The sequence below is a fragment of the Sphingobacterium cavernae genome (assembly GCF_008520265.1).
Lineage (GTDB): Bacteria > Bacteroidota > Bacteroidia > Sphingobacteriales > Sphingobacteriaceae > Sphingobacterium > Sphingobacterium cavernae.
The window spans coordinates 53,549-71,652 of sequence record NZ_VIQM01000021.1 but is presented as its reverse complement, the minus strand read 5'-3'; the positions used below and the strand labels follow the sequence as shown (position 1 = coordinate 71,652).

The 18,104-nt window shown below is 35.4% G+C and carries 22 protein-coding genes and 1 pseudogene; 5 read left to right on the top strand and 18 right to left on the bottom strand.

The annotated features are described in order from the left end of the window. Window positions 1–1,603 precede the first annotated feature (1,603 nt). The 6 genes and pseudogenes from FLS47_RS03130 to FLS47_RS03100 all read right to left on the bottom strand — a co-directional run bounded on the left by FLS47_RS03130 (window position 1,604) and on the right by FLS47_RS03100 (window position 5,977). Window positions 1,604–2,092 (bottom strand): hypothetical protein, encoded by a 489-nt coding sequence (locus FLS47_RS03130; RefSeq protein WP_149912935.1) that lies wholly within the window; start codon window positions 2,090–2,092, stop codon window positions 1,604–1,606. 25 nt (window positions 2,093–2,117) lie between these two features. After that, on the bottom strand, window positions 2,118–2,657 hold the full coding sequence (locus tag FLS47_RS03125; protein ID WP_149912934.1) for a hypothetical protein: 540 nt from the start codon (window positions 2,655–2,657) through the stop codon (window positions 2,118–2,120). Beyond that, window positions 2,651–3,304 (bottom strand): annotated as a pseudogene (locus FLS47_RS18380) (polymorphic toxin type 23 domain-containing protein). The gene FLS47_RS03125 and the pseudogene FLS47_RS18380 overlap by 7 nt, the downstream one beginning before the upstream one ends. Further along, window positions 3,249–3,782, bottom strand: coding sequence for an RHS repeat-associated core domain-containing protein (locus tag FLS47_RS03110; RefSeq protein WP_149912931.1), 534 nt, complete (start codon window positions 3,780–3,782; stop codon window positions 3,249–3,251). The pseudogene FLS47_RS18380 and the gene FLS47_RS03110 overlap by 56 nt, the downstream one beginning before the upstream one ends. Window positions 3,783–4,160: 378 nt before the next feature. Continuing rightward, entirely contained in the window at window positions 4,161–4,622 is a 462-nt protein-coding gene (locus FLS47_RS03105; RefSeq protein WP_149912930.1) for a hypothetical protein, read from the bottom strand. 59 nt (window positions 4,623–4,681) lie between these two features. After that, window positions 4,682–5,977, bottom strand: coding sequence for an RHS repeat domain-containing protein (locus tag FLS47_RS03100; protein ID WP_188347343.1), 1,296 nt, complete (start codon window positions 5,975–5,977; stop codon window positions 4,682–4,684). Between the two features lie 82 nt (window positions 5,978–6,059). On the opposite strand from FLS47_RS03100, the gene FLS47_RS03095 reads away from it, so the two are divergent. The 5 genes from FLS47_RS03095 (at window position 6,060) to FLS47_RS03070 (ending at window position 9,024) form a co-directional block, all read left to right on the top strand. Continuing rightward, window positions 6,060–6,284 (top strand): hypothetical protein, encoded by a 225-nt coding sequence (locus FLS47_RS03095; RefSeq protein WP_149912929.1) that lies wholly within the window; start codon window positions 6,060–6,062, stop codon window positions 6,282–6,284. Between the two features lie 114 nt (window positions 6,285–6,398). Continuing rightward, entirely contained in the window at window positions 6,399–6,731 is a 333-nt protein-coding gene (locus FLS47_RS03090) for a plasmid mobilization protein (protein ID WP_188347342.1), read from the top strand. Then, window positions 6,721–7,635 (top strand): relaxase/mobilization nuclease domain-containing protein, encoded by a 915-nt coding sequence (locus FLS47_RS03085; RefSeq protein ID WP_149912927.1) that lies wholly within the window; start codon window positions 6,721–6,723, stop codon window positions 7,633–7,635. The genes FLS47_RS03090 and FLS47_RS03085 overlap by 11 nt, the downstream gene beginning before the upstream one ends. Window positions 7,636–7,640: 5 nt before the next feature. Then, window positions 7,641–8,300 carry a hypothetical protein gene (locus FLS47_RS03080; protein ID WP_149912926.1) on the top strand — a complete coding sequence of 220 codons (660 nt, stop codon included), beginning with the start codon at window positions 7,641–7,643 and terminating at the stop codon, window positions 8,298–8,300. A 265-nt stretch (window positions 8,301–8,565) separates the two neighbouring features. Further along, window positions 8,566–9,024, top strand: coding sequence for a JAB domain-containing protein (locus FLS47_RS03070; RefSeq protein WP_223225109.1), 459 nt, complete (start codon window positions 8,566–8,568; stop codon window positions 9,022–9,024). Between the two features lie 137 nt (window positions 9,025–9,161). Here FLS47_RS03070 and FLS47_RS03065 read toward each other — a convergent pair whose 3' ends face one another. From FLS47_RS03065 to FLS47_RS03010, 12 genes are all read right to left on the bottom strand, one after another. Next, window positions 9,162–9,707: a TlpA family protein disulfide reductase gene (locus FLS47_RS03065; RefSeq protein ID WP_149912925.1), complete on the bottom strand. Its 546-nt coding sequence runs from the start codon at window positions 9,705–9,707 to the stop codon at window positions 9,162–9,164. 1 nt (window position 9,708) lies between these two features. Further along, window positions 9,709–11,316, bottom strand: coding sequence for a bifunctional metallophosphatase/5'-nucleotidase (locus tag FLS47_RS03060; protein WP_149912924.1), 1,608 nt, complete (start codon window positions 11,314–11,316; stop codon window positions 9,709–9,711). A gap of 6 nt (window positions 11,317–11,322) precedes the next feature. After that, complete coding sequence (locus FLS47_RS03055) at window positions 11,323–11,736, bottom strand: DoxX family protein (protein WP_149912923.1); 414 nt, start codon at window positions 11,734–11,736, stop codon at window positions 11,323–11,325. A gap of 65 nt (window positions 11,737–11,801) precedes the next feature. Then, on the bottom strand, window positions 11,802–12,152 hold the full coding sequence (locus FLS47_RS03050) for a hypothetical protein (RefSeq protein ID WP_149912922.1): 351 nt from the start codon (window positions 12,150–12,152) through the stop codon (window positions 11,802–11,804). A gap of 24 nt (window positions 12,153–12,176) precedes the next feature. After that, entirely contained in the window at window positions 12,177–12,476 is a 300-nt protein-coding gene (trxA, locus tag FLS47_RS03045; RefSeq protein WP_149912921.1) for a thioredoxin, read from the bottom strand. A gap of 7 nt (window positions 12,477–12,483) precedes the next feature. Next, window positions 12,484–12,669 carry a DUF6132 family protein gene (locus FLS47_RS03040; RefSeq protein ID WP_149912920.1) on the bottom strand — a complete coding sequence of 62 codons (186 nt, stop codon included), beginning with the start codon at window positions 12,667–12,669 and terminating at the stop codon, window positions 12,484–12,486. 67 nt (window positions 12,670–12,736) lie between these two features. Continuing rightward, the gene (locus FLS47_RS03035) at window positions 12,737–13,441 is read right to left on the bottom strand and encodes a DUF2490 domain-containing protein (RefSeq protein ID WP_149912919.1); all 705 of its coding nucleotides are present in this window, start codon (window positions 13,439–13,441) and stop codon (window positions 12,737–12,739) included. A gap of 8 nt (window positions 13,442–13,449) precedes the next feature. Then, window positions 13,450–13,770, bottom strand: a complete 321-nt coding sequence (locus FLS47_RS03030) for a rhodanese-like domain-containing protein (RefSeq protein ID WP_149912918.1) — start codon at window positions 13,768–13,770, stop codon at window positions 13,450–13,452. A 25-nt stretch (window positions 13,771–13,795) separates the two neighbouring features. Next, the gene (locus tag FLS47_RS03025; protein ID WP_149912917.1) at window positions 13,796–15,253 is read right to left on the bottom strand and encodes an MBL fold metallo-hydrolase; all 1,458 of its coding nucleotides are present in this window, start codon (window positions 15,251–15,253) and stop codon (window positions 13,796–13,798) included. A 5-nt stretch (window positions 15,254–15,258) separates the two neighbouring features. Further along, window positions 15,259–16,647, bottom strand: a complete 1,389-nt coding sequence (locus tag FLS47_RS03020) for an MBL fold metallo-hydrolase (RefSeq protein WP_149912916.1) — start codon at window positions 16,645–16,647, stop codon at window positions 15,259–15,261. A 103-nt stretch (window positions 16,648–16,750) separates the two neighbouring features. Continuing rightward, complete coding sequence (locus tag FLS47_RS03015; RefSeq protein ID WP_149912915.1) at window positions 16,751–17,545, bottom strand: sulfite exporter TauE/SafE family protein; 795 nt, start codon at window positions 17,543–17,545, stop codon at window positions 16,751–16,753. 145 nt (window positions 17,546–17,690) lie between these two features. Then, window positions 17,691–18,104 carry a DUF6691 family protein gene (locus FLS47_RS03010; protein WP_149912914.1) on the bottom strand — a complete coding sequence of 138 codons (414 nt, stop codon included), beginning with the start codon at window positions 18,102–18,104 and terminating at the stop codon, window positions 17,691–17,693.

The window sequence follows — 18,104 nt, the reverse complement described above, 5'->3', positions numbered from 1 at the left end:
GACCGCTTTTTCATCGTTTTAAACAAAATATTGAAATATTATGAACTTGTAGCTCACACAGTGGATAAACACTGACAAATTCCTGTCAAACTAAAAAAGGCCGCCTCAATTATTTTGAGACGGCCTCCTTTGGATAATCTCGTCGAGAATGCGATTCACCTCTTTGTCCCACTTATTATACCCGAAACATTCTTTATGAAATACGAATAATGACTGATTTTAAAAATATCGACATACTGAAAATAAATGTCTAACTCAATTATTTTATTCTTAGCGTATCCGTAATAACGTTAGTTCTATTACATTTGAGGTAATCTCCTGGCGGAATGAGAATCTCTTTTCCTTTTAGTGGATTACAAACGTAACTTAATACTTAAAGTCTCTTTGGCTTCTATGATTATATACTTACTTTCAGTAATATCCTTTTTATTTTGAGAAATACTGATTTCATAAAAATCCATGTTTGAGTTAGACTCTTTCAAAGACTTTATCGCTATTACCGGATTAATTGATATCGACTCAAGGGTGTAACGTTAAATAAAAATGTTGAACCAGTCACTCCTTTACAGGATAATTTTCACACGGCCGCATACACCTAATATAATTTTTTTTTGATCGTTTATATTTAAATTATACAACGGGTCACAACTACTAGTTAAAACTAACAAAATTATTAAAACAAAGTTTTTAATCTAATATAGTTAATTTAGAATTGGCACATAAGGACTCCCTGCCCTAAATAGCCTTTCTGTTTCCATAGCTTGGTATTCCAGTCCAAGAGGATTATTGTGTACGTTGGCACCAAGATCTAGGCCAAATAAATCCTATTTTCAAAACGTCTCTACTTTAAATCTCTAAAAACTTTTGAACCCCATTCTCCATTTTGATAAATGGGTTAGCGTATTGACCTTTTGTTAAGTTATAAAAGTAATGTAATTCGATTTTTTTCCATTCAAATAACATGCTTCAAAAATCTTTTGCCAACTTCCTTTTTGAACTAAATTTAAATTCTGTCCATATTTAATATCTACATAATTCCCTCTCACATCACTGACTAACTGACTCCCACAAAAAACTTCTCACTCAATGAACCATATACTTTAATTCCTTGTATCGGCTACCCATAAGTATATGAAAAACCTTTGCGTGATATTTCTGTAGTATTATGAACAACCTTAAAGCCATCAAATCGATCAGCTTTCCTATTACAATAGAATTAATATATATATTAGACATAGTACCTCTAACCTTCAGAGTTTCTCCTCCTCTCAATTGTTAATTTTAGATTGGTACATGGGGGGAATACCGACCATAAGATATCCTTTCAACATCATTCTTTCTATGTTGTAACTTTGAAGTTCTATTAATTTTTTAGATTAATTTTTAACGTATCAATACGAATAGAAGTTCCATCACAAACAACTGCGGTTGGTTCTACAATTATGAAAATCTGCGGATTGGTATTGTTTTTAATGTTATCATCCCATATCGAATAATCTCTAAAATCAAAACTTAAACTTTTTCCTATTTCTACTTCAATTGTGTCATCAATTATTTTCCCATTACTAAGAGTGCATAAAAATATTTTTTCATATTTCGTTACTTAATAAGGATAAAAAGGTCTACCTCCTTGATAATTTCCTTGTACTTTCATAGTTTCATATTCTAAAGTTCCTTGTGTACGATATACATTGGTCCAATCTCCAGTTAAAGAAAAAGCACGGAGATATTCAGAAATAGTACGACCATAGAAATTAGCAAAGTCCATTTTGTTTTGTTGATAGTAATGGTAACTCTCATGAATTCTTTCTCCATCTGAACCATCGATTGAATTTACATATGCAGTTCGTCCCCAAGCAATTCCTGTACCTCCCAAGAATGTAGCAAGCCCACCCCCTCTATGAACAGGTCTATTACTTCCATGCGGAATATAGCTATCATCAAACGGTCTCGCTGCACCAAACATACCCAAATTGAATAAAGTAGTACTAGCGCCACCTATTGCTCCTCCGACAGCACTTTGCCAAAGATTACCTTTGCCGCCATCAACGGCCCATCTATGGTTATCTCCTCTACCGAGATTATTTGACATAAAGACCTTCCTGTCCAAAAAACACCTATTCTTTAATAAATCTATTTGTACTGTCAGGTTTGGAATATGTATGAAAAAACCTTAAGGTATCTTGAATAGAACGTACTTTTTTATCATAATTGCTATAAACCTGCTCAATAACAAATATTGTATCATTCAATATTTTTGCATGGTAAACATTGGTTTTTGCACCGCCTCCCGAAGATGGCTCCCACTTTTCAAATTCCAAAATATTATCTTTTTTAATATTGTATATCCCCCAGTCCAATATTAGATCCTCTTTACGATAATAATTTGAAAACTTTTTTAAGTCTAAATCGGTCGATAATTTATCAACCTCCACTCCCCCATTAAAAACAACCCCATTTCTATAGAAAAAAAAGAAATTAGACCATTTAGAGCCTTCATAAACATCAATATACTTTTTTGTTGATAAATAAATTCCGTCAATTCTAAGTGGAAGAATTGTTTTCTCGTAATTTCCTCTCTCAATAGTCAGCTCCTGATGCTTGCACGCAGAAAGCATACATAAAATAATTATAAAGCTATTTATTATTCTTACCAAGTTGTAAATAAATTAGGTCGTCTGAATCCATAATAAAATCCCTGATTTGCAGCACTAGGAATGATTCGAAAATGTTTGGCCATTCCTTTTTGCAGGAAGTCATGAGCAAATCGATTTTGACCAATATGTCTTATTCCTTCGGAATTCCAACCCACGAAATTGGATTTATAGCCCAAAGTAAGACTTCCAAGTCTATAACTTAACCTCTCGTTAGTATAGTGTATCCCATCTCTACTTTCTCTGCTTCCACTTGGTCCTGGATCTCCTGTTGCAAAATGCATTCCTATATTCATATCTTAATAGTTTACTCCTACTCCCGTCGTACGCCATCTATCTCCTCCATCAGATGTAGGCAACCCCCAAATAAAATCATTTTCATACCTTAATCCCCAATTATTACCATAAGCGACTATAAACCCTGTATTCTGCCCAATACCACCGCCACTAAAATAGCTCGTCCCCAGACCTGCCTTAAAACCATTACCACCTACCGCTATTTCACCTCCAAACCGTCCTTCAAAAAAATTTTCACCAGTAAACAAATGTTTTGTCCATGCCGTACCACCAACCCGAAATCCTACATCTAAATTATCAGATCTGTAACCAACACCTACATTGGCGCCCAATCCCAATCCACCAACGCCCATAAAATAACGTAGTGCTTATACCAATTGAGAAGTTATCTCCTAATGGAATATTAATTCCTGGAAGATAAGAACTAGCTACACCTATTGCTGCACCAAGAGCCTGTTGTCCTATCGTTGCTGGCATTGTAAACGAATATGACGTCACAAATTCCTTTGTTGCAGCAGAAGAGATCGTTGTTCCTACAACGCTTAATCCTGTTAAGTATCCACTAACACCTCCAATGATTCCTGCCTGAACCCAACCGTTGAAAAAAGATCTGTCTTGTACTACATTAGAGATACCATTAGCCAATATTCCAACTCCAATACCAACTAAGATTGGAACAAATAAAAACTCCCCATCTGGATCTACGTACACCATCGGATTATTCAGTGCATAGCTGTAGCGGTTAAAGTTTTGCGTACCGAATGGATCCTGGACATAATTGTCCGGCGATAAAAATCTACCCAATCGCGCATCATACAACTGGAATTGCAACTAAATAGTGGAGACAATTTTAAGCTGCAATTCCAAGCTCTAGGTTTGGTTATAAAAAGGTAGTGTAAAGCAAACTATATCAGTGAGCTATATATACATCCCCTTCGATCCCATATCTACAGCCCAACTTGCAGTCCCAGAAGTTAAAGTATCTAGAAAATTATCTTACGAATATAATTTTGACATCATGCCCCAATAGTTTCAAATACATAAGAGCGATCAAGATTGATAAACAAATTCTTTTCAAATAATTTATTAATCGGAGAAATATTTAAGTCTATCAATATCTTTTATAAATTCAAAAATCTACTGTTGCTGCATTTGATTATCACTTTCATACAGCTTCTTCGAAGACGATACATCATTTTTATACATAAGCTATTTTTTCTTTCCATAAGCTGGGTACATCTTTACATTCCGCATAGCGTCGTTTGGTGGGTAAGATAAATGAAAATCCATTTTTTGTAGATCTTGTAAACTTAAGTCATAACGTTGCAATAGCATATCATCAGCCTGAGCGGTAGAAACGTGTACTTTAGTTGCATTATACTTTTCTACCTTTTCACCATCCAGAATAAAAACCATGACTGTATCAGAAGGGATCCGTCTCCCATCTTTAAATACGATTTCCCAAAAAGACCTCATTACAAGAGCAGTATTATTTCGTTGATGAGGTTCTACTTTATAAATAGAAGGCGCTGAAGATGAAGGGATTGTTGTTAGAGCTGAAGTGTCAGGATATGAAAATCCAAAATAAGCATAAATAGCCTTTTCCGAATTATTTATTACCACTATACTTTTATGGTGATTTTCATCTTCCTTAACACATGCTTTCGACATCAAAAGCATAGATAAAACTATAAGAAAAACCGTTAGTTTGAATATATTCTTCATTTATTCTATTGTTTTAAGTTTAACACATTTATAATTCCTGGAACTATTATAGTTGGCCCCAGTAAATAATCCCACCACTTGACACGAATACGGCCTTCTTTCAATGCTAATTGATTGACTGAGTCATTATAACTCAAAGACCAATTATAGCCCTTTATGGGATTTTGGACACTAAACCAATTGTTGCTATTAAATCCTGGTACATTCTTCATAAAATACTCATAAGCCCTAATATTTGCATTCATCTCTACAGCATGATTATCATGATCAGCACTTCCCATAGCATCAATAAAACTAGGTATAGCATATCGTTGTAAATAAAAGGGACCTGAAGATTGACTTTGCAGGTAATGACCATATTCATGTTGGAATAGAGAGTTATTAGGACTAGCTTTAATTCCTCTATTCCCAATAATGAAATTCCCCAGAGCAAAAGCTCCCCAATTTTCAGAATAGGTCTCCGTTACAGTAGCCCCTCCATAATAGTCAACACTTTTAACAGCTCCAAATAAATTTGCTCCACTGGCCGAAACATATCCTAGACTCGTTTGAACAGACTGCCAAGTGAAACGAGAAAGCAGCTCCCAAGATCTACCCCAAAAATTTTTATTTTGATCAGTTTTCCATAATCCCATATCTATAGCAAAACCTTTACTAACAGAACTACCAAAATCACTCCATGCATCTTTAACGTATTGCTTGTCCGCATTCCAAAATTCCAATCCACCACTAAATATGCTTTTAAAAAAACCACCGACAACACCAAAAAGTGTTCCTAAAATAAACTCCCCACTCGGGTCTACATACACCATCGGATTATTCAGAGCATAACTGTAGCGGTTAAAGTTTTGCGTACTGAATGGATCCTGAACATAATTGTCCGGTGATAAAAATCTACCCAATCGCGCATCATACAACCTACCGTTCATATGGATCAATCCCACAGAGAGCAGATGTTCATGTCCCGTATATCCTCGATCTAAGATAAGAAAATTGGAGAGATTATTATTACTACCATCGGTCAACTTTGCAATATTTCCCCAAGCATCAAACTGCCGCTTCTCCATAACCGTACCAGTATCATCCGTTACCAATACAATACTACCCAGATAATCACGCTGCAGGAAGAATAGCCCCTGTGGAGCACCAGAGGTGCCCACCACCTTTTTCCAAATGGCTGGTGCTGAATAAGCATCACCTCCCAAATATAAGATAAATGACAAATCACCCGTAGTCTGATCTTTTGTAACCTCAGCACTGCCATCCTGCGCATAGTGACGGCGGTACCTACGCAATGTCATATCAACCAGTTTCTTTGACCTACTTTCTTGGTACACTATTCACTGTCCTAGCGATCAAATTATACCGCTTGATTATTGTGTCTTGAACTCAACGATTAACCTTGATAGAACCATTCCATTCTTATCAGATTACTCAGCAATTAGGAGCTATTTACATTTAGACAGTACTGGACGATTAGCACATTCAAAATTCAAAAATTGGTTTTCGGATTCAGAGAAAATCATTATTGATGAGATGGATCTTATCAAGAAAAATCATCCAGACTTTTTAGGTAAAGATCTGAATGACTTCCTGATCTACACCTAATTTATTATTTGCAAGATGTGTTTACGTAAAACATTCTTCTTCGATACTCGAAAAAAGAATGCCTTACATAAACTATCCCGTTGGTCTTCATTACTAACAATTTTAAAAAAAAATATGAAAAATAGAATCATTAAAGACAAGCTTATTTCATTGAGACTTGATGAAAAAGAATATAACAGAGTTATAAAGTTAGCTAGTATAGCTAATCTACCCATTTCAACTTATGTAAGAAAAGCTGCAATTTCTAAGGAAATCAAACCTCGATTTACGGCAGATGAAAAAGCCTATTTTCAAAACTTGTCAGCTATCGGTAACAATATCAATCAGCTTAGTAAATATTACAACTCAAAGAATGGTAAAGTAGACGATTTGACTCATCAAAGATTACTGAACACACTAGATCACTTAGACAATCTAGTCAATAAATTACTCGATCATGGTAGCTAAAATAATCCTTAATCATGCTTCGGGCTTTGGTAATATTTGCGCCTACACGATGGATCGTGAAAAAGCTAAGATTATTCATACAGAAGGTATTCGTTTAGGATCATCACAGTTTATTGCCGAACAATTAAACATGTATGCTAACTCTAATAACCGAGTAAAATATCCTGTCGGACATATTGTTCTGTCCTTTTCAAAGGAGTTGAATGGAAAACTATCCGATAACGTACAAAAATTCATTGCGATGGACTATTTGACTAAAATGGATATAAAAAACACAGCTATTGCAATTGTTGCTCATTCAGATAAATCACATCCACATGTACATATTTTGTACTCGAAAAATGACTTTAATGGTCGAAAAATCAACGATTCACATAGTAAGTTAAAATCTTTAAAAGCTGTCAATGAATTAAATATCAAATATGGACTTAAAAACGAACGGATTAATTCTCCTTTTACGGACAGTAAATCCAAGTACTATATCGCCAAGAAAGAGCTAAAATATGCTATTCACAATGCTATTCATGGAAAAAGTAAAGTTGGAAATTGGAATGATTTACAGAAGTTGCTAAACCTAAAAGGTATTCATACTGAATTTAAGACCAAAGGTAATTCAAATGAAATTCAAGGCGTATCCTTTTCGAAAGATGGTTTTAGATTCAAAGGTTCTGAAATCAGCAGAGAATTCTCTTTCTCTAAAATTGAACAGACTTTTCAAGATACTAAAGAAATTTCAAACTCACTGAGCAACATTTCTTCAGTTATAACAATAGCATCAGAGTCCTTTAAATCTAAAGAGCAAAATCAAGTCCTCAATCTAATTTTTGATCTAGCCTCTGGTATCCAAGCGGAACAAGAAAATGAAAATCAACAAAAAAAGCGTAAAAGTAAATTGAAATATTAAAAACTATGGAACAAATACAGCAAAAATTAATAGAAATAGAGATCTTAATGGACACTATTAATAAAGAACTATTGAACTTATCTCCTGACATAACAGCGAAAAATGAGCAAACAGCGAACCTTAACAAATCTTTAATTGAAAATTTGAACGTGCTAAAAGATTTAATCGTTAGTAGAGAGAAAAATCTAAATAGTTTCCTACAAGCTTTAGGTCCTTATTTTCTAACCATTGACCAATACAAAGGAATTGCTCCGGCTATCGAAAATATCATAAATGATTCTATCGAGAAATTAGAAGTCAAACGTAATTCTTTAATAGACTCAGTATCTGCTATTCCTGAAAAAACATTGGTTATAACCAAGCATACACTTGATTATAAATCACTAAGTGTAATATGCATTTTCTCATTTTTATTTTGTGGAATACTCTTTTGCTTTGGTCAAATATGGATACTTAATAAAAATTTAGAGCAATCAAATTCTTTTGAAGTTAAGTACCGAATGCTCAATTTAGAATATCCATTAGTCGCCAACACCTTAGATTCTATATACCGAAGAAATCCTGAAAAAGTGGAAGAAACAGTGATTAAAAAAGAAGAAGAACAACGATTGAGATGGAGTATCAAAGAAAAGCAACGAGAGATTAGAGAGTTACAAGACGATTAATTCTTAAAAGACTTTAGGCATCGAGCCTAAAGTCTTTTTTTCTTCAATTAAATTAATCGCCAAGTTACTTCGTCTGTCTGACATGCTCCATCCCTCAAATTCCTACACACCCAATAAAACAGTTCAAAAAATGGGTATCCATTCTTGGTGAATGGAGCCTCCTTCACTTCGTCATTTTTATCCTGTTTTCTTTTGCTTAGTTAGCCTTAGACTCGTAAGCCATTCAGCGTTAATTCAATTTTCAATTCATTTAAAATTTACAAACATGAAAAAGAACTTTATCGCTAATGAACTAAAATTAAGCTACCACAGAAACCCTAAATTGTCCACTGAAAATTTCAAATGCATCAACAACTCTAGATTAATAGACAAAACATTCCGTATGATCTGGGATATGGACGAATTCGAAATTAGAGAAAGTTTTTATGCTTTATATTTCAACACTAAGCTTGATGTTGTTGCGTATAGAAAAATAGCCGATGGTGGCCTCGATGCTGTGATGGTCGATATGCGATTGATTATGTCTTCTGCACTATTGTGTAACGCTACACGAATAGCTGTTGCGCATAACCACCCCTCTGGAACCATGACACAAAGTTCTGCTGACAGGGCTTTAACAAATAAAATCATCGAAGCAGGTAAAGTCTTAGATATACAGCTATTAGATCATATCGTACTAACTTGTGATAGATACCATTCATTTAGAGACGAAGGAGAATTTTGATTAAATATTATATTCAATCGAGATTAGGATAATACGAAAATCGTATTATCCTAATTTATAATTAAAACTTATAATGTATCGCCGCCATTTCCGAATGTTTAAATTGTATTACCTTAATTTCAAACATTTGAAAATTGCTATTCATCCATCAAAGACTGCAAAGCTTCCGCAATAGCGGGTGTTGAATAATCTCTTCCTCCCTCTAATCGAACATCGATATTTCCTTTTTTGTCTAGGATAACCGTAGTTGGAATTGCTCCCGCTAAGAAACTCGAAGGAATTTCAGAATTTGGAACATATAAAGGCATATCTAATTTACGCTTATTCATGAATTTTGAAGCACTTTTAATGTTATTGTCTACGTCAACTAATAAGAAGACAATATCCTTATTGTCTTTGAATTTATTGTATAATGTCTGAATAGAGGGCATTTCTTCAATACATGGAGGACACCAAGTAGCCCAAAAATTGATAAATATAGCTTTTCCTTTCAAATCGTCTAAAGTCACTACTTCTCCCTTTTCATTCTTAAAGGAAATTACAGATTGGGTTGGTTCAACATTAGCTGCCGACACTTCTTCTTTTGTGGTCGTAGTCTTTGCCCTATTTTCAGCTTGACCGCAGTAGACGAACACGAATGACGAGAGCACTGCGACAAGACCTAATTTTAATCTTTTTCTCATATTATCTAAATTTATAACCTACTTCTGGTACTTCTGAAAAGTAATTTGCATCCAAATCAACTGCTATTGCGCGACCTTCCACGCGAGGATTTATTACTTTATTTATTTTTAAATATTCCACAATAGCTTGATGCAGCGTAAAATCTTTAATCTCTACATTTTTTGCATTCGGCATCCGACACAATACATGCAAGGGCTCACCTGTACGATTACAAGATGCCATAGTATATTCTTTATTCAAATCAATTGGTCTCCCTTTTATCTCTACGGTCAACAAACGAGATCCCATTTCTTTTGAGCTATCAAATGTTATTTTCATACCTGCAAAACGTAGGAACCAACCACCAAAACGCTCGTTGGCATTCTTAGCAAAAACATTATTCAATTCTTTTTCGAGCCAATTCCAAATCTGTTGACCACTGACTCTACCAATTTTCATTTTTTCATCCACAGGAATCATACGCCATAAATCTTCACGCGTGATGGCTTGCTTACCATTCTTCTCAGGAACAATCGGAACACCAAAACGGAATCCATTCGAGATAGCAATATCGGCACCTGATTTCCACAATAATGCATCCGTGATAAAATTATCCATCGGATTCTCAACAACCAAATAACGATAAATTGGGGTGGAAGTGTAACCAATTATTTCCTGCATTTGCGAATGATAAGGATTGGTCAACGAATCAACAATCTGTTGTATGTGTTTATCCGCTTTATATTTTTTAGGATTAACCTCCAGCAACTCGTAATTGAAATCTGCTATTTTCCGGTTTTTAATTTTCAAATCTAATTTCCCAACGAAAGAACCAAAAGAACCCGGCTCCAATACCATTGCATATTTTCCCTTGATAGGTTGACGGACACGCTCGTGTGTGTCGCTTCCAAAAATAAAATCTACCCCATCTACCGCAGGATTATTGGCAAGCATCAGTTGCTTGGATATACCTATATGTGCGACTATAAAAAGTAGATCGACTTGTTTCTCTTCACGTAAATGTGTAATTAGTGATTTCAAATTTGCTTCTACTTCCGTAAACAAGATACCTTCACTAAACATTGGGTTCTGACGAATCGGAATTTCAGGGTCATTGTACGCAATAAAACCAATTTTCAAACCTTGCTTTTCCGTAATCCAGTAAGGGGGAAACAAGGCGGAATTGTCGGTTTCGTGATACATATTGGATACAATTACAGAAGTTTTGTATTTGGTCATAATATCCATCATGACTTGCTTACCGTAAATTACTTCCCAATTTCCTGGAATCATTAAATCGTAGTTCATTTCATTCACAATAGTTGGAAATATTGCACCTTGGCTAAGTACACTTTCTCCACTCCCTTGTATGAAATCACCTCCGTCAATCAAGAGAGTACCATTTGGATTATCATTACGAACTCCTTCGACCAAGGTCTTGATATGTGCCAGCCCTCCCGCTTCACGAAACTTTACCTTACCTTTTTCCACAAAAAGCTCATTGTGCTTATTTAGATACGCATGCAGATCTGCTGTTTGTAAGATTGTGATTGTTGTGTCTTTGCTTTTTGCCATAGCGATGGAGATACTAAGAAAAGAAATGAATATAATAGTTAAAATTCTGAACATAGTTATTTATTTTTTAAAATTAAATAGTGAGTAAGCTTCTGTATTGTTCAATATAAAAAACAATAATCCACCGCCAATAGCGACATTTTTCCATAATGGACCGTGCAATAATCCTGCATCGCTCTGTATAATTAATGTGATAGGAACTAGAATTAAAAATAAAATTAAGGCTGACCAACGCGTATATATACCTAATAAAAAAGTAATCCCAAATACAATCATCGCATAGCCCGACATACGCACTTGTGATTCCAGCGAAAGGAACTTTTCTAATAATTCGACAAATGGAGATTGTTGTAGCCGAGCTACAGTTTTAGACGTGTTTACTAGATGTGAAATACCTGCATTGATAAAAATACCAGTAACAGCCACACGAAGTATTAAGATGGATAATGGAGAAACTCCTTCTTTTTCTTTCATTATAAAGTGTTTTAAGATTTATTATTATTGAATACTACTTGCAAGAAAATGCACCGCATTCAATACTAAATCCTAAATTGCTGAAAAAGAATATGGAGTGAGTTGAGGTAAGGTTTGTGAAGTAATGCTAAGTAATCTTTTACTTGATAACTTGCTAATAATTTTTCTGAAGCTACAAATTGATTGCTGTGTGAAGGAATGATTCCTTGTAAGGAAACTTCCCGCTTTACTTGTTGGGAAGTAAATTCTGAAAAATTACAAATGGTATGGCTAATCTTAGCTACCGATTTACCATCTGCAACAAGAATGCCCCAAGATTGTTTTAAAGTTTGCTTAGCAAAACAAGGCAAACACAACATTACCATTAGCAGTACTAGACCGCTAAAACGTAAGATAGTATTCCATTTGCCTTGCATCACCACTAATATAAGCTTTTACTTTTATACATGTTGATTAATCAACGCTGTCAATTCATCTCTTTGACCTACACCCGATTTACGCCAAACAACTTCACCTTTTTTGAAAAGCACCAAGGTTGGTACCGAACAAATGGCATATTGTCCTGCTAAAGCATTGTTTCTATCTACATCAATTTTAATAATATCTGCTTGCTCGCCTAGCACATCCTTAACTTCAGACAATATAGGAGCTTGCATTTGACAAGGTCCGCACCAAGTCGCAAAAAAATCTACCAATACGGGTTTATCTTGATTGATAATATCTTGAAACGATTTACTCATAATCTTCTTATTTAAAATTTGAAAACAATAATCCGCCCATCATCGCACCATATAACGTGCTGATATAGGGATTAGCTGTAATAGCGCACGTACCATTGACGCAACCTACATATTTATAATATAGAAAACCGCCTAATGCTCCTAATAGAACACCTACTATGGTCATGCCATATTGTTTTATAAATAATTCCATCTTTATTTTTTTTAAATATGTACTAAATTAAGAAACTCTGCAAACCTAGTCAGTAACAAAAGTTACACTAATGAATCTGATAATACAGATTTACAAACGCAACATGTTCGGTATTAAATATGTTTTTCTTCGCTTTGTACCTTTCAATCCAGATATAGCCGATTTCAGATTTTAGATGAGGTGAAATTCTAATTTCATTCATCAGTTGAACACGATTATGGTCTATAGGATTCTTGCCAACTTTTCCTATTGGATTTACTAATAGTTCTTCCGAAAGGGATAAACTATAATTATCCGTAATTTGTGCTTTCAGCCCTATACGATTTCGAGCACGTAATACATAACGATTGTCGGATGTAAAATAACGACTTTCTACTGCTGCACGATTAGAGATTTGCCAATTTTTGGCAATCGATTTTTGCCATTGCCCTGCAGCTGAAAATCGAATTTCGCGACTATCTTGCACATAATCTTCTTTACTCAAATCAATTTGGCTATGCGAAAAATAGGCAAATGGCGATAAAGAAACATTAAAATCACTTCCCAAATTACGATGATACCACCATCTGAAAGATTCCAACAATGGCTTTTGAACACCTACGTTACTTTCTCTTAAATTTTGCCTGCGGTATTGTATTTCCGTATCCAGTTTATTAAACTTGTCAAAAGAATAGCCAACTGTCGCTCTCCCCCACACACTATATTCCCCTTGCGCATGAGCGACAGATAAACTAACCAATACAACTATTCCTGTTAAAATACCCTTTAACATAAAGCAAACTAGATGCTTTCCACAAGCGATTTCAATGCACGCCAGCCACCACCATTATGTACCTTTTCAAAACCTTTATTTTGTAGTATACGCATCGCTTGGCCACTTCTATTACCACTTTGACAGAAGACTACAATATTCTTTGATGTATCCAGTGAACCCAATTTGCTTTCTAACTCGCTCAATGGAATGTTCTTTGCGCCTTTTACCGTACCACCATTAAATTCTAAAGGCGTGCGTACATCTATTAGTTGTGGATTATTTTTCACTAATACCTCTTTTAAAGCTGTATCATCATTTGAAAATATTCCTTTAAATATTGATAACATAACTATTATTATTAAAATGACACTACTATTCGCTAACCAGTTTATTCCCCAACTTTTTCCATTCATTGATACCTCCATCATAAACAGTAATGTCTGTAAAACCCAAACTTTCAAAAAGTGAATAACCAATAGCTGCACGAGCTCCACTTTGACAATGAATTAGGATCGGTTGATTTTTATCTAGTTTTGACGCTTTCTCTTTTATTTCAAGCAAAGGCAAATTTGCTATACCAGCAATATGTCCTTCAGCGTATTCTTTAGCTGTACGGATATCCCAAGCTTGTATGCCTCTTCTCTGCACAGCTTTTGTCAAGTCTTCAGCTTTAATATATTTAATTGACTTCAAGTGCTCAGACGAAATATCGTTTACCACGCCTAACACATTGTCAAACCCTACACGCATCAACTTATGTGCTAATGCCTTCTCGTTGTCCTTTTCTACTATAAATACGACTTGGTCCTTATGATTTACTAATTGTGCAAACCAATTATTGAATCCTTTATTCAACTCAACATGGATAGTATTCGGATGAAATCCCTTTCCTACTTCTTTGCGAACGCGTGTGTCGATTACTTTTACCCCCTTACCAATCAGATTTTTTATTTCCGAAGCATCAATTACTGCATATCGGTCATCCAGCAACTTACAATATGTCCCATCACGATTCCACTCTTTCATCAACTTGAAATATGGAGGAGGAACAACTTGATCTGCCAATATGTATTTTATAAATTCAGCTTCTTTACCTGAATATTGTAGAGCAGGATTAGTCAATTTTTCAGCCTTCAATGTAGAAAATGGAATATTGCTCAACGTCTTTCCACAGAATGAACCTGCACCATGACCAGGCCATATTTCCAAATCATCAGGTAGCTTTCTGAACTTTTCGATACTGTGATAAAGCGCTGCAGCAGAAGCTGTAGAATTTGTATCACCCTCTTCGTATTTCTCTAATAAATCAGGTCTCCCCACATCACCTACAAAAAGAAAATCCCCTGTAAAAGCTTTTATTGGATTAAGCTTATTGGCATTCGAATACAGCAAAAAGCTAATACTCTCTGGCGTATGCCCCGGAGTATGCAGCACTTGGAGAAAATATTCTCCAAATGCCAACTTATCTCCTTGTTTCAATGGTAGATAATCAAATTTATATTGCCATTCCGCAGGTCCCTCTTGAGACAATGCTAACGTTGATGCAGTCAATTTTGCTAATTCACGCGCGCCACTTAGATAATCGGCATGAATATGTGTTTCGGTAACGAATTTCAAATTAGCGTCATACGCACTCAATGTATCGATGAACTCTTGTACATCTTTACGTGGATCAATCACAATCGCTTCCTTTGATTGGTTATCAATCAGGATGTAACCACTTTGCGAAAGACCATCTTCATATAGACGCTTTAGGATAAGATCTTGCGCATGAAGGTTAAAACCTATCATCGACAAAATCAAACTCATTCCGAAAATTAAATTTCTCATAAATATTATTTTAAGGGTTTATTATTAGTCATCCATTCTTTCATGCCTCCAGCATAGTTTCTCACCGACTCAAAACCATTTTTCTTCAAAATTGAATACGCTATGGTTGAACGGTCACCTGCCTGACAGTGAATCACGATATCTTTTGATTTATCTAACTTATCCAAGTTCGACACTAGCGTTCCTACAAAAGCATGTGTAGCACCTTCAATATGTCCTGCAACGAATTCTTTCTCATTCCGCACATCTACAACTTGAACATTATCTTCTTGAATAGCGGCCTCAAATTGATCCATATCAATCACGTTTGCTGTTTGCAACTCCATGCCCAAATCTGTTACAGAATCAATAAAACCATATATATTATCCAATCCTATACGCATCAACTTGCGTGTGATATCTTCCATAGCTGATTCATCCGCAATAAGCACAAATGGAACATCGTAGCTAAGCACCCAGCCCATCCAGTTAGCAAATGAATTGTTGCCTTGGATATTTAATGAATTAGGCAAATAACCTTTGGCAAATTCTACTTTATTACGTGTATCCATCACCAACATACCTTCTTGATACACTTTCAAAAATTCTTCTTTTGATAATTTTTTATGTTGAGGTACAGTAGTCAATAAAGGTCTATCCACTTTATTCAACTTCTTCATCATCGCAAAATACTTCGGCGCTTCGGGCTGACCATCTAATAAATCTTTTGTGAAAGATTCTTCGTTATCACCATATTGCAACGCCCAATTTCTGATTTTTTCGTAACCTACTGTTGTACTTGGCACAGCTCCTAAAGCTTTACCACAAGCCGAACCTGCTCCGTGACCTGGCCATACTTGTACGTGATCTGCTAAACTCATAAAGCGTTTGATCGACTCGAACAATTGTTTAGCACCTTTTTCTTGTGTACCTGTCATACCAGCTGCTTTTTCTAACAAATCTGGTCTGCCCACATCCCCTACGAACACAAAATCTCCCGTGAACAACATAATAGGTTCTGCTGTCGCTGGATGATCTGTCAACAAGAAACTAATACTTTCAGGTGTGTGACCTGGTGTGTGCAACACTTCTAATGTCAAATTACCCAAAGTAATCACATCTCCATGTTTCAATCCTATGTGTGCAAACTCATATTGCCAATCTGCACCACCTTCATCTGATAATAATAATTCAGCCCCTGTTAAAGCTACCAACTCGCGCGCTCCACTTAAGAAGTCTGCATGAATATGTGTTTCTGTTACTTTAGTGATTTTTAAATTATTTTGAGCCGCGATTTCTAAGTAAGTATCTACATCGCGCTTTGGGTCAATGACGATAGCTTCGCCTTTTGCTTGACATCCAATAATATAACTTGCTTGCGCTAATGTCTTGTCGTATATGTGTTGAAAAAACATAATATTTAAATTTTAATTGTTTACTATTTATTTACTTATTGATACAAATTTCGATAATGTACCTGTGCCTATCAGCAACTTTTGTTACACAAGGAACACGATGTTAAAACCAGATTTCTTTGAAAAGAATGTAGACACCCATCAGCAAGACAAACACACCAAAAGCAGGTTTTAACTTATCACTATTGATGAATCTTGTTAGGTAAGAACCAAAAAATATTCCCACAATAGACAATGAGGTTAACGTCAGTAAAAACGTCCAATCCAATGATGCATTTCCCAATTCACCTGTAAATCCTATTAATGATTTTGCCGCGATAATAACTAGAGAAGTCCCCACAGCTTCTTTCATCGGCAACTTAGAAAACAAGACCAAAGCGGGGATAATTAAGAAACCACCACCTGCACCTACAAGACCTGTTAACACCCCGACAAATGAACCTTCTAACAAAATCATCGGGTAATTAAACTTTTGTGGTTGTACATCGTATGTACCATCTGACTTTTTACCTTTCAGCATCGCATAAGCCGCCACGACCATCAATACTGCAAAAAGGATCATCAGAAAAATATCTTTAGTCACTTCGAATCCAGCCAGTGTAAATAAACTATCTGGAATCGCAGGTAAGATATATTTACGTGTCAAGAAGACCGCAAAGATAGATGGTATACCAAATACGATAGCTGTCTTTATATTAACTAACCCCTTTTTGAAATAAGTGATAGACCCGACAACACTAGTCGCACCTACAATAAATAGTGAATAAGCTGTAGCTGTCACCGGCAATACCGCAAATAGATAAACCAAAACCGGTACGGTAAGAATACTTCCTCCGCCACCTATCAACCCTAATAATACTCCAATCAAGATGGATGCTATATATCCAATTATTTCCATGACTTTTTCAATTTGTTGATACAAAGGTCAGCAAGTGAGAGAAAGCCTACAGTTACATTTGTTACATAGCAAGGAGAAATTATTACAACAAAAAAGCGAGAATTTCTTCTCGCCTATCTAATTTTCAAATAATATATATCCTGCTTTAATGAGGAAGTTTATCCTTTAACAAACCATAAATCCACGTACCTACCAAAGCACTAGCTAATACAACTAACATTGGTAAATATCCAGCTCCTGTTAATACAAAAATAGGTCCTGGACATGCACCTGCTAAAGCCCATCCTAATCCGAATATCGTACCGCCAACTAAATAACGTGTAATCGATTTGTCCTTATCAGGAATGACTATCACATTATTATCTATATCCTTTACTTTCTTTCTTTTAATGATTTGAACCAAAATCACACCAGTCGCCAAGGCAGTCCCCATCAGACCAAACATGTGAAAAGATTGAAAATTGAACATTTCGTAGATTCTGAACCAAGAAGCTGCTTCAGACTTAAACATTAGTATCCCAAAGAATACACCTACTAATAAAAAAACTATATTTCTCAT